Origin of the sequence: Actinacidiphila bryophytorum (genome assembly GCF_016916835.1) — a bacterium.
Taxonomy (GTDB): Bacteria; Actinomycetota; Actinomycetes; order Streptomycetales; family Streptomycetaceae; genus Actinacidiphila; species Actinacidiphila bryophytorum.
Map to the genome: position 1 here is coordinate 333,552 of NZ_JAFFIX010000001.1, position 15,623 is coordinate 349,174.

The 15,623-nt window shown below is 73.3% G+C and carries 12 protein-coding genes; 10 read left to right on the forward strand and 2 right to left on the reverse strand.

The window, feature by feature from the left end:
- Positions 1-69 precede the first annotated feature (69 nt).
- A complete protein-coding gene (locus JT723_RS01395; protein ID WP_205042457.1) occupies positions 70-2,019 on the forward strand; it encodes a TIGR03960 family B12-binding radical SAM protein in 1,950 nt (649 codons plus the stop codon).
- Positions 2,020-2,121: 102 nt separating this feature from the next.
- A complete protein-coding gene (locus tag JT723_RS01400) occupies positions 2,122-2,541 on the forward strand; it encodes a hypothetical protein (RefSeq protein ID WP_205042458.1) in 420 nt (139 codons plus the stop codon).
- Between the two features lie 17 nt (positions 2,542-2,558).
- Here the strand turns inward: JT723_RS01400 and JT723_RS01405 are convergent, their stop codons facing one another.
- Entirely contained in the window at positions 2,559-3,332 is a 774-nt protein-coding gene (locus tag JT723_RS01405) for a hypothetical protein (RefSeq protein ID WP_205042459.1), read from the reverse strand.
- A gap of 49 nt (positions 3,333-3,381) precedes the next feature.
- Positions 3,382-3,894: a carboxymuconolactone decarboxylase family protein gene (locus tag JT723_RS01410; RefSeq protein WP_205042460.1), complete on the reverse strand. Its 513-nt coding sequence runs from the start codon at positions 3,892-3,894 to the stop codon at positions 3,382-3,384.
- A gap of 84 nt (positions 3,895-3,978) precedes the next feature.
- Here JT723_RS01410 and JT723_RS01415 point away from each other — a divergent pair, with 84 nt between their 5' ends.
- The 8 genes from JT723_RS01415 to JT723_RS01450 all read left to right on the forward strand — a co-directional run bounded on the left by JT723_RS01415 (position 3,979) and on the right by JT723_RS01450 (position 15,553).
- Positions 3,979-4,605: a TetR/AcrR family transcriptional regulator gene (locus tag JT723_RS01415; protein ID WP_205042461.1), complete on the forward strand. Its 627-nt coding sequence runs from the start codon at positions 3,979-3,981 to the stop codon at positions 4,603-4,605.
- A 145-nt stretch (positions 4,606-4,750) separates the two neighbouring features.
- Entirely contained in the window at positions 4,751-5,608 is an 858-nt protein-coding gene (locus JT723_RS01420; RefSeq protein ID WP_205042462.1) for a hypothetical protein, read from the forward strand.
- Between the two features lie 124 nt (positions 5,609-5,732).
- Positions 5,733-6,509: a TIGR03936 family radical SAM-associated protein gene (locus JT723_RS01425; RefSeq protein WP_205042463.1), complete on the forward strand. Its 777-nt coding sequence runs from the start codon at positions 5,733-5,735 to the stop codon at positions 6,507-6,509.
- Between the two features lie 216 nt (positions 6,510-6,725).
- Positions 6,726-10,772 carry an Rne/Rng family ribonuclease gene (locus JT723_RS01430; RefSeq protein ID WP_205042464.1) on the forward strand — a complete coding sequence of 1,349 codons (4,047 nt, stop codon included), beginning with the start codon at positions 6,726-6,728 and terminating at the stop codon, positions 10,770-10,772.
- Positions 10,773-11,288: 516 nt separating this feature from the next.
- Positions 11,289-11,612, forward strand: coding sequence for a 50S ribosomal protein L21 (rplU, locus tag JT723_RS01435; protein ID WP_033172875.1), 324 nt, complete (start codon positions 11,289-11,291; stop codon positions 11,610-11,612).
- A gap of 14 nt (positions 11,613-11,626) precedes the next feature.
- On the forward strand, positions 11,627-11,881 hold the full coding sequence (gene rpmA / locus JT723_RS01440; protein ID WP_031514533.1) for a 50S ribosomal protein L27: 255 nt from the start codon (positions 11,627-11,629) through the stop codon (positions 11,879-11,881).
- A gap of 125 nt (positions 11,882-12,006) precedes the next feature.
- Positions 12,007-13,449, forward strand: a complete 1,443-nt coding sequence (obgE, locus tag JT723_RS01445; RefSeq protein WP_205042465.1) for a GTPase ObgE — start codon at positions 12,007-12,009, stop codon at positions 13,447-13,449.
- A 493-nt stretch (positions 13,450-13,942) separates the two neighbouring features.
- Positions 13,943-15,553 carry a glycosyltransferase family 2 protein gene (locus JT723_RS01450; protein WP_205042466.1) on the forward strand — a complete coding sequence of 537 codons (1,611 nt, stop codon included), beginning with the start codon at positions 13,943-13,945 and terminating at the stop codon, positions 15,551-15,553.
- Positions 15,554-15,623 lie beyond the last annotated feature (70 nt).

Below are 15,623 nucleotides of genomic sequence, written 5' to 3' on the forward strand. Positions count from 1 at the left end.
TGAGGGTCACCCACCCCTCGGGCCTCCGGCCCGGGGGCGCTCACCGCCCAGCTGATGAAAGTCGCCGAGATGCCTGTCGAGTCGGTCTTCCCGCGCTTGGAAGCACTTCTCCCGCACGTCCAGAAGCCGATCCAGTACGTGGGCGGGGAGCTGAACTCCACCGTCAAGGAGTGGGACTCCACCGACGTGCGGTGGGCGCTGATGTACCCGGACGCGTACGAGGTGGGGCTGCCCAACCAGGGCGTCATGATCCTCTACGAGGTGCTCAACGAGCGCGAGGGCGTCCTGGCGGAGCGCACGTACAGCGTGTGGCCCGACCTGGAAGCGCTGATGCGCGAGCACGGTGTGCCGCAGTTCACGGTGGACGCGCACCGCCCGGTCCGCGCCTTCGACGTCTTCGGCCTCAGCTTCTCCACCGAGCTGGGCTACACCAACATGCTGACCGCCCTCGACCTGGCCGGCATCCCGCTGCTCGCGGCGGACCGCACCCTGGACGACCCGATCGTGCTGGCCGGCGGGCACGCCGCCTTCAACCCCGAGCCGATCGCCGACTTCGTGGACGCGGCCGTGATCGGCGACGGCGAGCAGGCCGTCCTGGAGATGACCGAGGTCATCAGGGCGTGGAAGGCCGAGGGCCGCCCCGGCGGGCGTGACGAGGTGCTGCTGCGGCTGGCGAAGACCGGCGGGGTGTACGTACCGCGCTTCTACGACGTCGAGTACCTGGCCGACGGCCGGATCTCCCGGGTCGTGCCCAACCGCAGCGGTGTCCCGTGGCGGGTGTCCAAGCACACCGTGATGGACCTGGACGAGTGGCCGTACCCCAAGCAGCCGCTGGTGCCGCTCGCGGAGACCGTGCACGAGCGCATGTCGGTGGAGATCTTCCGCGGCTGCACGCGCGGCTGCCGCTTCTGCCAGGCCGGCATGATCACCCGCCCGGTGCGTGAGCGCTCCATCACCGGCATCGGCGAGATGGTCGAGGCGGGCCTGAAGGCCACCGGCTTCGAGGAGGTCGGCCTGCTGTCCCTGTCGTCCGCCGACCACAGCGAGATCGCCGACATCGCCAAGGGCCTCGCCGACCGCTACGAGGACGACAAGATCGGCCTGTCGCTGCCGTCCACCCGGGTCGACGCCTTCAACATCGACCTGGCCGACGAGCTGACCCGCAACGGCCGCCGCTCGGGCCTGACCTTCGCCCCCGAGGGCGGCTCGGAGCGCATCCGCAAGGTCATCAACAAGATGGTCTCGGAGGAGGACCTGATCCGCACGGTCGCCACCGCGTACGGCAACGGCTGGCGCCAGGTGAAGCTGTACTTCATGTGCGGCCTGCCCACCGAGACCGACGAGGACGTGCTGCAGATCGCCGACATGGCGAAGAAGGTCATCGCCAAGGGCCGCGAGGTCACCGGGCAGAACGACATCCGCTGCACCGTCTCGATCGGCGGCTTCGTGCCCAAGCCGCACACCCCCTTCCAGTGGGCGCCGCAGCTGGGTGTCGAGGAGACCGACGCGCGCCTTGAGAAGCTGCGCGACGCGATCCGCGGCGACCGCAAGTACGGCCGCAACATCGGCTTCCGCTACCACGACGGCAAGCCCGGCATCATCGAGGGCCTGCTCTCCCGCGGCGACCGCAGGGTCGGCGCGGTCATCCGCGCGGTCTACGAGGACGGCGGCCGCTTCGACGGCTGGCGCGAGCACTTCAGCTACGACCGCTGGACGCGCGCCTGCGAGTCCGTCCTGCCCGCCGAGGGCCTGGACCTGGCCTGGTACACCACCCGCGAGCGCACCGCCGAGGAGGTCCTCCCCTGGGACCACCTCGACTCGGGCCTCGACAAGGACTGGCTGTGGGAGGACTGGCAGGACGCCCTCGACGAGACCGAGGTCGACGACTGCCGCTGGACCCCCTGCTTCGACTGCGGCGTCTGCCCGCAGTTGGACCTGGACATCCAGATCGGGCCGACGGGGAAGAAGCTGCTGCCGCTGACGGTGACGAACTCGGCGGGGCGCGGGGCGGCGGGCTGACCCCGGGTGGGGGTGGGCTCGTCCGGCGGCGGCCGGGTGGCGGGACCGGGCGGGGCGGGCATCCTGGGGGAGGGGCGCCACGCGAGCTGTGAGGAGTCGGTCATGAAGCTGCGGCAAGCCCCGCCCCGTGCGGCCACCGGGGTGTTCGTCCTGCACTCGGGGCTGCAGAAGTGGAAGGGTGACGACGCGAGCGCCGAGGTGCTGCACGGGATGGCCTGCGGGGTGTACCCGGTGTTCAAGAAGCTCACCCCGCAGCAGTTCCAGCGGCTGCTGGCGTGCGGGGAGATCACCACGGGCTCGCTGCTGCTGATGCCGTTCGTGCCGGCGGCGCTGGCCGGTGCCGCGCTGACCGGCTTCTCGGCCGCGCTGCTGGGCCTTTACGCGCGCACCCCGGGCATGCGGCAGCCGGGCAGTGTGTGGCCGACGCAGGACGGTATCGCGCTGGCGAAGGACTCCTGGATGTTCGGCGTCGGCCTGGGGCTGCTCGCCGACGCGGCCGACGAGCGCTGCTGCCGCGGGTAGCCGCGGGCGGGCCGGGGTCAGGACGACGGCGGCTGGGACAGCGCGTCCATCAGGCTGCGGACGGTCGGCACCAGGTCCTTGCGGAAGGCGGAGGTCTTCGCGATCGGCGGCAGCAGCATGCTCCGGTCGCCGTTGGTGTCGTCCCGCTCGCTGAAGCCGAAGAGCGTCAGGGAGAAGACCGCGCCGCCGTGCCGTACCGAAAGCGACTGCCGGTAGACCCCGGTGGTCATGTTCGCCCGGTCGCCGATGCCATCGGGGTGCGTGGTCACCTCGTGGTCGTCCATGTAGGAGAAGACCAGCCCCTGGTCGCCGCCGGGCACGGCGATCTCGGCAAGGCTGCGTGCGTCGAACTCCGCCTTGGGGTCGGTCTTCTTGTGCAGGTCGACGGTGACGCTCATCGTGTACGTCGTCCGCCACCCGCGGGACCCGCCCGCCATTCCGATCAACTCGCAGCTGGCACGGTCGAGTACGGCGGTCCTGGTGATCACCGGGGTGCTCTGGACGAAGCCCGTCACGGCCAGACTCCCGGCCAGAGGCTGCAGGTTGAGGTTGGTGCAGGGGTTGCTGCCGTCGATGTGATAGCCGTGCAGGTCGGGTTGCGCGGTCTGCCCGTAGCCGGTGCCCTTGAGCACACCGGCCCACACCGCGGAGGTCACCACGACCGCGCCGAGCGCCCACATCCACGGCTTGGCGGTGAACCGCCCCAGCAGCGGCGGCCGGTCGGTGTGGCTCACCAGGTCCAGGGGCTCGCCCGGGTCCCCGGTGTCTTCCATCTCCGGCTCGCTGATCATGCCGACCCCACCTCCCCAGTCCCGGCCTACCCGGGACACCTTATGGGGGTCAGGCGACCGCGGAGCCCCGGGTGCCGGACGCGGTGGCGAGCAGGCGTTCGGCGGCGCGCAGGCCCTGCCACGCCTCGGCCGCGCCGAACTGGCCGCAGAAGCGGACGACCGCCAGCACGTCGGCGGGGGACGCGCCGACGGCCAGCGCGGCGGAGACGTGGAAGGCGAAGACGCCGTCGAGCACGCCGTGCAGGACGTCGGCGGTCAGTGCGCCGAAGGTCCGCTCACGGGCCGTCAACCGGACGCCGGGGGTGCGCAGATGGCGCAGCAGCGCCGGGTAGTCGCCCTGGAAGACGAGCAGTTCGCGCAGCGCGTCACCGGACAGGTTGTGGGTGAGCCCCATCGTGCCGTGCGTCTCGAACGGCATGCCCAGTGTCTGCCGGCAGATGTCGGCGACGACGCACAGGGCGAGCTTCTCGCGGTCGGTCAGTTCGGGGAAGTCCTCCCAGCCCTGGTGGTAGGTGAGGGTGTCCACCGGTGTCTCGACGGGCATGTCCCTGCTGCGCTCCATGGGTGCCTCCACGGTGTGGACCTGACCGAACGGCCGTAGGGCTACGACTGTAGTCCTACGGGCTGTGCCCATACAATCGCAATCATGGATGCGACCCCTGCACCCCGGAGCGGAGCCCGGAGCCGCAACAACCCGCGCGGCCAGGGCGAGCGGCTGCGGGCCGACATCATCACGACGGCGACCAAGATGCTGGACGTGCTCGCGGACGACCAGGCGCTGTCGATGCGGGCCGTGGCCCGCGAGGTCGGCATCGCCGCCACGTCGGTCTACCTGCACTTCGCCGATCGCGACGCCCTGGTGCTGGCGACGCTTGAGCACTGCCACCGCGACATCATGCGGGCGATGGAGGCGGCGGACGCCGCCGCGGCCGACCCCGCGGACGCGCTCAGGGAGCGCACCCTGCTGCTCGGGACCTGGGCGCAGGAACACGCCGGCCTGTACAAGGTCCTCTACGAGAGCACCCTCAACCAGCGGGTCGAGATGCGCTTCAAGCAGGACTTCCGGGAGAGCTGCGTCGCCGCGGTCGAGCGCTGCGTCGAGGCGGGCCTCGCCTCGCCGTGCGACCCGCGGGCCATGGCGCTCGACCTGATGGCGGCCGTCCACGGCAGCGTGTCTATGCGCATCAACCGCTGCGACACCCCGTGGCCCCCCTTCCCCGACCAGCTCGACCGCTTCCTCCAGGGCCTGGTGGGCCTGCGCCCCGGCGGTTAGTGGCCGCGCCTGCGTGCGACGGCGAGCGTTTTTCAGGGGCGCGGGGAACTGCGCGCCCAGCCCAGATCGAGGGCAGAGAAGCAAGGCCACAGCAAGTGGCACTCTCTCGGGGTCAGCCGGGAGGTCCGAGAGATAAGTTCTGGCCATGACATACCAGGGGGAGGCCCGGCGCCCGGCGCCGGAAGGGGAAGGAGGGGGAGGCGACGGCTGCCTGGCCGTCGCGGTACGGCTCCCCGTACGCGTCGTCGCCTTCGTCGTCGTCCTGCCGCTGCGCCTGCTGTGGGACCTGCTGGCCGCGGTCGGCCGCGCCGGCAGGACCGGCTTCCTGTGGGTGTGGCGGAACGTGCTGGCGCCGCCGCTGGCCTTCGTGTGGCGCTACCTGGTCGTATGGCCGCTCGCCACCCTCTACCGCTACGTCCTCGTACCGCTCGGCAGGGCGCTGGCCTTCCTGTGGCGCTACCTCGTCGTATGGCCGCTCGTCGCCCTGTGGCGCTACGTGCTCGCGCCGGTCGGCCGGGTCCTGATCCTGCCGGTGGCGCGGGCGCTCGCGGCCGCGGTCGCCTTCCTGGTGCACTACCTGCTGGTGGTGCCGCTCGGCTTCCTGTGGCGGTACGTCGTCGTGCCGGTCGCGCGGGAGGTCGGGGCGGCGCTGGCCCTCGCCTGGCGGGGGACGGCGTACGTCTCGCGTGCGGTCGGGCGCGCGATCGGCTGGGTGTTCCGGGTGCTCGTCGCGATCCCGGTGGCCTTCGTGTGGAACCTGACCCTCGGCCCGGTGCTGCGCTGGTGCGTGCGGGCGGTCCTGCGGCCTGCCGCGGAAGCCGTCGCCGAGGTGCGGCGCACCGTACGCCGGGTGCTGCTCGGTGCGCCCGCGCACCGCCCGCCGCCCGTACCGCCGCACCGCACGCCCGCGCCCCCGCCCGCAGGGCAGCGGCCCGACCCCCGCAAGGACTTCGGGCGGGGCGACGGCGACAGCGGGGGGCGCACACCGCCCGCGCACCCCTGAGCGCGGCGGCGGTCAGCTGCGGCGCGGCGTAACCTTGGACCCGACGACGTACCCCCGAATCGCACGTAGGGACTGAACGACACTGGGCAAGCGACAGCCCGAAGGCCCGCCGCCCGCACCCGCGGTGCAGCGCATCCGTCTGCGCTACACCAAGCGCGGCCGCCTCCGGTTCACCAGCCACCGTGACTTCCAGCGCGCCTTCGAGCGGGCACTGCGCCGAGCCGAGGTGCCGATGGCGTACTCGGCGGGCTTCACCCCGCACCCCAAGGTGTCCTACGCCAACGCCGCACCCACCGGCGTCGGCAGCGAGGCGGAGTACCTGGAGATCGGCCTGGCGCAGGTCCGCGACCCGGAGCTGCTGCGGGCGCTGCTGGACGAGTCGCTCCCCGCAGGCCTCGACGTCATCGAGGCCGTCGAGGCCCGCACCTCGGGCCTGGCGGAACGCCTCGAAGCGTCGGTGTGGCAGCTCAGGCTCGACGGCGTACAGCCGGACGAGGCCAGGCGGGCCGTCGCGGCGTTCCTCGCCGCGGACACCGTGGAAGTACAGCGCAGCACCAAGAACGGCATCCGCACCTTCGACTGCCGGGCCGCCGTCACGCGGTTCGAGGTCGTGGAGGGCGACGGAGCCCTCGACGCCACCGGTGACGCGACGCGCCAGGGTGCCGATAGGCCACAGGACCAGGCCTGTGCGATACTGCGGCTGGTTGTGCGACACCTGACACCTGCCGTACGACCCGACGACGTACTGTCCGGCCTCCATGCGACGGCCGACCTCGCGCCGCCGGTCCCCGCAGCGGTGACCAGGCTGGCGCAGGGGCCGCTCGACGAGGACACCGGAACGGTCACCGACCCGCTCGCGCCAGATCGCGACGCCGTGGCGGTGCCCGCCGGTTCCGCGTAGCCACGTCGTCACGCGTCGCCGACGCACCAGGGAGCCACCCGGGTCCGGCGCCGCAGACCACATGAGACTTTCGTCGGCCCCCGCACGGGCGGCCGACGAGCGACACAGCAGCTCCCGTGCGGCGCCCGCGCCCCGGAGGGCGGCCCCGCGATCCAAGCGGCCTGCCCCCTCCGACCTGGACGCGGCGCCCGGGAGCTCGACGGGAGCACTGCCCGAATGCCCGACCAGACCGATTCGCACACCACCGCAGCCGACACCCCGGCGGAAGCCGCACCGGCCCGCCGCCGCCGCGCCGCCTCCCGCCCCGCAGGCCCCCCGGTCGGCGTGGCCGCGGAAGCCGACACCGGCACCGGCTCCGCTGACGCGCCCGAGGCCGCACCGGCCCGGCGCCGTACGCGCAAGACCGCGGCCTCCGAGGCCGCCGCCACCGACACCGCAGCCGAGACCGGCGAGACCGCGGCGCCCGCGCGCCGCCGGGCGACCCGCAAGGCCGCCGCAGCGCCCGCCGCCGAGGAAGCCGCCGCGGACGACGCGGCACCGGCGCCCGCCCGCCGCCGCGCCACGCGCAAGGCTGCCGCTCCTGCTCCGGCTGCCGAGGAGACCGAGGCCGTGCAGGCCGCGCCCGAGGCTGCTTCTGACGACGCTGCTCCGGCCCGTACCCGCCGCCGGGCGACGCGCAAGGCTGCCGCTCCTGCTCCGGCTGCCGAGGAGACCGAGGCCGCGGAGGCCGCGCCCGAGGCTGCTTCTGACGACGCTGCTCCGGCGCGTACCCGCCGCCGTGCCACCCGCAAGGCCGCGGCTCCTGCCGCCGCGCCCGAGGAGACGACCGACGCCGCCGAGGAGCCCGTCGCCGACGACGCCGCCCCGGCGCGTACCCGCCGCCGCGCCACCCGTAAGGCGACGGCTCCCGCCGGTTCGCCCGCCGTCGCGGAGGAGGCTCCCGCCGACGCGGAGGCCCCGGTCGAGGAGGCCGCTCCCGCCGAGGACGCGGCTCCCGCGCGTACCCGCCGCCGTGCCACGCGGAAGGCGACGGCTCCCGCCGGTTCGCCCGCCGTCGCGGAGGAGGCTCCCGCCGAGGCGGAGGCCCCTGCGGAGGAGCCCGCGGGGCGCACGGCCCGGCGGACCCGTAAGAAGGCGGCGCCCGCCGCGACCTTCTCCGCCTCCGGCGGCGACGGATCGCGCCGGCTCAAGCCCGGTGCGCTCGCGCCCCAGCCTGAGGCCGCCGACGCGTCCGCGGCTTCCGGCCCGGCGACCGCGTACACCGGCAAGGCGCTGCGCGACGGCGACGGCTGGGCCGTCGAGGTCGACGACGCCTACGAGATCCGCGGCTACGGTGCCACCCCCGAGGACGCCGCCGCCCAGGCGGTGGCCGCGCTCGCCGACGCTTTCGGCATCGCCGCCGAGTCCGTGACGCTGGACGTGCGCACCGAGGAGGCGCCCGCCCGCGGCCGCCGCCGGGTCGTGCAGCCGCCGACCGCCGTCTTCCAGCCGCCGGTCTTCGGCGCCCCCGCGCCCGCCGCCGAGGAGGTGGAGGAGGCCGAGCCCGAGGCGGAGGCCGAGGAGCACGAGGGCGGCAGCTCGCGCCGCCGCAGGCGCCGCAGGGGCGGTGCCGCCGCCGATGCCGCGGCCACCGAGGCCGCGGAGAGCGCCGAGGCGGAGGCGGAGGAGCCCGAGGCGGAGGCCGAGGGCGACGCGGACGGCGAGGACCGCCCGTCCTCCCGGCGCCGCCGGCGCGGCGGCCGTCGCCGCCGCCGTGGCGAGGCCGCGGAGCACGACGAGAGCGCGTCCGGTGACGACGAGGACGAGGACGAGTCGCAGGAAGGCGACGAGGCCGAGTCCGCCGACGAGCACGAGGACGAGCACCCGCAGGGCGGCGGGTCCGGCAGCACCAGCAGCCGTCGCCGTCGCCGCCGCCGTCGCCGCGGTGGCGACTCCGGCGCGGACGACACGCACGGCAGCGACGTGGACGACCCGGAGCGTACGGTCGTCAAGGTCCGCGAGCCGCGGCAGAGCCACGAACCGCTCGGCACCGGCGCCGACCAGGTGCAGTCCATCAAGGGCTCCACCCGCCTCGAAGCCAAGAAGCAGCGCCGCCGCGAAGGCCGCGAGCAGGGCCGCCGCCGCGTCCCGATCATCACCGAGGCCGAGTTCCTGGCCCGCCGCGAGGCGGTCGAGCGCGTCATGGTGGTCCGGCAGAACGGCGAGCGCACCCAGATCGGCGTGCTGGAGGACAACGTCCTCGTCGAGCACTACGTCAACAAGGAGCAGGCCACCAGCTACGTCGGCAACGTCTACCTGGGCAAGGTCCAGAACGTGCTGCCGTCGATGGAGGCCGCCTTCGTCGACATCGGCAAGGGCCGCAACGCGGTGCTCTACGCCGGTGAGGTCAACTTCGAGGCGCTCGGCCTGTCCGGCGGCCCCCGCCGCATCGAGTCCGCGCTCAAGTCCGGCCAGCCGGTGCTGGTCCAGGTCACCAAGGACCCGATCGGCCACAAGGGCGCCCGGCTCACCAGCCAGGTCAGCCTGCCCGGCCGCTACCTGGTCTACGTGCCCGAGGGCTCGATGACCGGCATCAGCCGCAAGCTGCCCGACACCGAGCGCGCCCGGCTCAAGACGATCCTGAAGAAGATCGTCCCCGAGGACGCCGGTGTCATCGTCCGCACCGCCGCCGAAGGCGCCAGCGAGGACGAGCTGCGCCGCGACGTCGAGCGCCTGCAGGCGCAGTGGGACGACATCCAGCGCAAGGCCAAGAGCGGCGGCGGCTCCAACGCGCCGACCCTGCTCTACGGCGAGCCCGACATGACCGTCCGGGTCGTCAGGGACATCTTCAACGAGGACTTCTCGAAGGTCATCGTCAGCGGCGACGAGGCGTGGGGCACCATCCACGACTACGTCTCCCACGTCGCACCCGACCTGGCCGACCGGCTGTCCCGCTGGACCTCGGAAGTGGACGTCTTCGCGACGTACCGCATCGACGAGCAGCTGCTCAAGGCGCTCGACCGCAAGGTGTGGCTGCCCTCCGGCGGCTCGCTGGTGATCGACAAGACCGAGGCGATGGTCGTGGTCGACGTCAACACCGGCAAGTTCACCGGGCAGGGCGGCAACCTGGAGGAGACCGTCACCCGCAACAACCTGGAGGCGGCCGAGGAGATCGTCCGCCAGCTGCGGCTGCGCGACCTCGGCGGCATCGTCGTGGTCGACTTCATCGACATGGTCCTGGAGTCCAACCGCGACCTGGTCATGCGCCGGCTGCTGGAGTGCCTGGGCCGCGACCGCACCAAGCACCAGGTGGCCGAGGTCACCTCGCTCGGCCTGGTCCAGATGACCCGCAAGCGGGTCGGACAGGGCCTGCTGGAGTCCTTCTCCGAGACCTGCGTCCACTGCAACGGGCGCGGCGTCATCGTCCACATGGACCAGGCGACCACCACCGGCGGAGGCGGCGGCAAGCGCAAGCGCCGCGGCGGCAAGGCCGCGGGCGGCGAGGGCCACGAGCACATCGCCGACGTCGAGGTCGAGACCGAGGCGGAGGCGGAAGCCGAGGAGCTTCCCGAGCTGGAGCCGATCGAGGTCGGCGAGTCCGACCTCGTCCCGGCGGTCGGCGACCCCGAGGAGGAGTGGTTCGGCAGCGCCGCCGAGGCCGAGGCCGCAGCCAATTCGTCCCGCGGCCGCAACCGGCGCCGCGGCGCCCGCAAGGCGACCGCCCCCGCCGGGGCGCCCGCCGCCGCGGCGGGCGAGGTCGAGCAGGCCTTCGTCGTCGTGCCGGTGAGCGAGCCCGACGTCGAGCCGCTGCCCGAGCCCGAGGTCTCCACGGAGCCGCCGGCCCGTACGCGCCGGCGGGCCACCCGCAAGGCCACGGCTCCCGCGGGCTCGCCCGCGGCGGCGGAGGAGGCGGCCGTCGTGGTCGTCGCCGCCGAGGCGCCCGCCCCCGCGGCGGCAGCGCTGCCCGAGCCCGAGGTCTCCACCGAGCCGCCGGCCCGTACGCGCCGGCGGGCGACCCGCAAGGTGGCCGCTCCCGCGGGGTCGCCTGCGGCGGGCGGCGACGCCGAGATCGTCGTGGCCGCGGCCGCTCCGGTCCCGGCCGAGGCCGAGCCCGAGGCCGTCTCCGCCCCCGCCTCCGCGGAGGAGGGCGCCGAGCCCAAGAAGCGGGCGGCCCGCAAGGCGCCCGCCAAGAAGGCGGCGGCGAAGAAGACGGCCAAGAAGGCTGCGGCCAAGAAGACCACGAAGAAGGCTGCGGCCAAGAAGTCCACAGCCCCCGCCGAGTAGCCCCTTCGCGCCCAGAGGGCGCCCCCTCAACCGGGGGGTGCCCTCTTTCGGCGGTGCCGAGCACCCAGGGGCGCGGGGAATGGCGCGCCCAGCCTCCCCCAGCGCTTCGCCTGGGGGTGCCCCCACTCGCTTCGCTCGCCGGCCGGTGGTCCGGCACGGACCGAAATGCCCCTTTCGAACGGTGGTGATCCGCGCGCCCGGTGGGGGCTTGGCGCGCAGTTCCCCGCGCCCCTGGAGTGGTGGCGGTCCGTCGCCACGTGACGGTGGGTGAGGGCTGGGCGCGCCCGCGCGGCGCCAGCCGCAGATGAGATGCAGCCCCGCGCCCCCGAACGCTCACCCCCTGCGTAAGGGGGGCCGGGGGGCGATTTGACCGGGGTCAAGGGCCTACGTAAAGTTGAGCTTCGGCGTTTCACGCCTTCTCCTGAGCACATTCCTCCCGGTCAGCCGGGAGAGGCCCCCCGGGTTGTTGGGACGGCTGGCATCAGGGGTCCGAATCGAGCAGAGAGTGAGTTCCGCGTGTACGCGATCGTGCGTAGCGGTGGCCGCCAGCACAAGGTGGCCGTCGGCGACATCGTCGAGGTCGACAAGATTCCCACCGGCAAGGTCGGCGACGCCGTCGAGCTGTCGACGCTGCTCGTGGTGGACGGCGAAGCCGTCACCAGCGACCCGTGGGTGCTGGCCGGTATCAAGGTCGAGGCCGAGATCGTCGACCACCACAAGGGCCAGAAGATCGACATCCTGCGTTACAAGAACAAGACCGGTTACCGCCGTCGCCAGGGTCACCGCCAGCAGTACACGGCGCTGAAGATCACTGGCATCCCCGCCGCGGCTGCGAAGTAAGGGACTGAGGAGAGATGGCACACAAGAAGGGCGCATCGTCCACCCGGAACGGTCGCGACTCCAACGCTCAGCGGCTCGGCGTCAAGCGCTTCGGCGGCCAGGTCGTCAACGCCGGTGAGATCATCGTCCGCCAGCGCGGCACGCACTTCCACCCCGGTTCCGGCGTGGGTATCGGCAAGGACGACACGCTGTTCGCGCTGTCCGCCGGTGCTGTCGAGTTCGGCACGAAGCGCGGTCGCCGCGTCGTGAACATCGTTCCGGCTGCCTGAACGGCACGCTGAGGGCTTTTCCGAGGGCGGACCCGCTTCCCGGCACCAGGGAAGCGGGGCCGCCCTCGGCGTGTTATGACTGCGCGTGAATGCGCGCAGACCCGTATGTATCTGGAGGAAACGCCATGACCACCTTCGTGGACCGCGTCGAACTGCACGTCGCCGCGGGTAACGGGGGCCATGGCTGCGCCTCCGTGCACCGGGAGAAGTTCAAGCCGCTGGGCGGCCCCGACGGGGGCAACGGCGGCCGGGGCGGCGACGTGGTGCTGGTCGTGGACCAGGACGTCACGACGCTGCTGGAGTACCACCACAGCCCGCACCGCAAGGCCACCAACGGCAAGCCGGGGGAGGGCGGCAACCGGTCCGGCAAGGACGGTACGGACCTGGTGCTGCCGGTGCCGGACGGCACGGTCGTGATGGACAAGCAGGGCAATGTGCTGGCCGACCTGGTCGGCCAGGGCACCACCTTCGTGGCAGGGCAGGGCGGCCGCGGCGGCCTGGGCAATGCGGCGCTGGCGTCGGCCCGCCGCAAGGCGCCCGGGTTCGCGCTGCTGGGCGAGCCCGGTATCGCGCGGGACGTGGTGCTCGAGCTGAAGACGGTGGCGGACGTGGCGCTGGTGGGTTACCCCAGCGCCGGCAAGTCCTCGCTGATCTCGGTGCTGTCCGCGGCGAAGCCGAAGATCGCGGACTACCCGTTCACCACGCTGGTGCCGAACCTCGGTGTGGTGACGGCCGGTTCGACCGTCTACACGATCGCCGACGTGCCGGGGCTGATCCCCGGCGCGAGCGAGGGGCGGGGCCTGGGGCTGGAGTTCCTGCGGCACGTCGAGCGCTGCTCGGTGCTGGTGCACGTGCTGGACACCGCGACACTGGAGTCCGACCGGGACCCGGCCACCGACCTGGACGTGATCGAGGCGGAGCTGCGGGCGTACGGTGCCGGGCTCGCGGACCGGCCGCGGATCGTGGTGCTCAACAAGATCGACGTGCCCGACGGGCGCGACCTGGCCGAGATGATCAGGCCCGAGCTGGAGTCCCGCGGCTACCAGGTCTTCGAGGTCTCCGCGGTCTCCCACGAGGGCCTGAAGGAGCTGTCCTACGCCCTCGCGAAGATCGTCGCCGACACGCGCGCCGCCCAGCCGGTCCAGGAGTCCACCCGGGTCGTCATCCGCCCGCAGGCGGTGGACGACGCGGGCTTCACGGTCACCGCAGAGGAGGACGGCCTCTTCCGGGTCCGCGGCGAGAAGCCCGAACGCTGGGTCCGCCAGACCGACTTCTCCAACGACGAGGCCGTCGGCTACCTCGCCGACCGCCTCAACCGCCTCGGCGTCGAGGACGAACTCCTCAAGGCCGGCGCCAAGCCGGGCGACGGCGTCGCCATCGGCCCCGACGACAACGCGGTCGTCTTCGACTGGGAGCCCTCGATGGCCGCCGGCGCCGAAATGCTCGGCCGCCGCGGCGAGGACCACCGATTCGACGCCCCCCGCGCGGCTGTCACCCGTCGCCGGGACAAGCAGGCCGAGCGTGACGAGGCGGAACAGGAGTTCCGCGGCTTCGACCCGTTCGAGTAGCCCGGGTGCGCCCGGTGCCCGGGTGGAGCCCGGGGCAGCCGCCCGATGCCGGTGAGGCCCCCTTGGGGCCGAGGCGTGCGAGGGGGCGTGGAGAGGATTCTGCCCACCGATTCGACGCCCCCCGCGCGGCTGTCACCCGTCGCCGGGACAAGCAGGCCGAGCGTGACGAGGCGGAACAGGAGTTCCGCGGCTTCGACCCGTTCGAGTAGCCCGGGTGCGCCCGGTGCCCGGGTGGAGCCCGGGGCAGCCGCCCGATGCCGGTGAGGCCCCCTCGGGGCCGAGGCGTGCGAGGGGGGCGTGGAGAGGATTCTGCCCGCGGCTTCGACCCGTTCGAGTAGCCCGGGTGGTGCCCGTGGGTTGACCCGTTCGGGCGGAGCCCGGGGTGGGGGGAATGTCACCGTCTGTCATCTTCTGGGGTGTGGTGCTGCCGTCGGATGAATGCTCGGCAGATATGATGTGAACAGTCAGAGCCCCGGTGGAGAGAGGTCGACGGATGGGACGCGTCAGCGTCGTAGTGGTCGTCTACAACGACGCAGAACGGCTCCCGACCGCCGTGCAGTCCGCACTGGACCAGACGCTGCCCGACGTCGACGTCGTGATCGTCGACGACCACAGCCCCGACCGCAGCTTCGAGGTCGCGCAGGAACTGTCCGCCGCCCAGCCGGGCCGGGTCTCGGCCTACCGGCTGGCGGAGAACAGCGGTTCGGGCGGCGGTCCGCGCAACCGGGGCATGGCCGAGGCCACCGGCGACTACGTCATGTTCCTCGACAGCGACGACGTCCTGCCGCCCACCGCGGCCGAGGTGCTGCTGCGGGCCGCGCAGGAGCACGGCGCCGAGGTGGCCACCGGCAAGGCGGTGCGCCGCGAGCTGCCCGCGGGCCGCACCACGGTGTGGGCGCCGGGGCTGTACGACACCGACGCCGGCGCCGTCCTGCCCGGCTCGGTGCTGCACGGCATCGGGGCGCACCCCGAGATGCTGATGGACACCCTGGTGGTCAACAAGCTCTACCGGCGGGACTTCCTCAAGCGCACCGGCCTGGCCTTCCCCAGCGGCATGCTCTACGAGGACTTCGTCTTCACCGGCCGGCTGTACGCGGCCCAGCCGGTGATGGCCGTCATCGCCGACCCGGTCTACGTCTGGCACGTGCGGCGCGCGGCGGCCAGCCTCTCGGTGTCGCTGCACCGCGCGGTGATCGAGAACTGGCGGGACCGGGTGGCAGCCCACGGCCTGGTCGTGGAAGACCTGCGCTCCGCGGGCCTGGGCGAACTGGCCGAGGAGGCGCAGGCCAAGTTCGTCGACTACGACCTGCCCATGTACCTGCGGGAGCTGCCGCAGCGCAGCGCCGAGTACCGCGCGGCCTGGTGGCGTATCACCCGCGAGCACCTCGCGGGCTTCGCCGCGTCCGCCTTCCCCCGCGCCAAGGCGCCTTACCGCTGGCTCGTCCGGTCGGTCATGGCGCTGCCCGAGCCGCCGGCCCCCGCCCTGCTGGGCAGGCTGGTGGAGTTGGCGGCGGCACCCCCGCGGCTGGTCCCGCCGTACGACGGCGACCGGGACCGCCCGCTGCTCGGCGACGGCCCCACGGCCGTACCGCTGGACGGGCTGGCGGCACTGCCCGCGGAGGAGCTGCCGGTGACCGTGGAGGGCACGGTCACCGCCGGCGCGACGGTGCGGGTCTCACTGCTGCTGCACGAGCTGTACGGGCGGCTGGCCGAGCTGGACCCGCGTACGGTCAGGGTCGAGCTGACCGAGCGCTCAGGGCTGCGCCCGCCGCTGGTGGCGCACGCCCCGCTGTCGGCGGTGAACGGCGGCTGGGCGGCGGAAGTGGCCTTCCCCGCGGGCGGCCTGGGCTCCCCGCGGCAGCTGACGTCGTGGTCGATGCGTGCCGAGATCGGGCACGCGGACGGTTCCGCGAGCACCACCGAGGTGCGTGCCGCCGAGGCGCAGCGCAGGCGGCGGGACACGGTCCTGCTGCCGCCCGGCCGGGTGCTCCTGGTGCGTACGCATGTCTCCGAGCGCCGTGCGCTGATGCTGCGCTGCGCGGGCGGACTGGCCGGCGCGCGCCGGGCGGCGGGTTCTGTCCGGCGCAGACTGGCCGGCCGCTGACCGGTGCAGATCATTGCCGCGTGTTCGATTTTTTTTGTCACTTCCCACCCGCCGGATCCGGCGGCCCGAT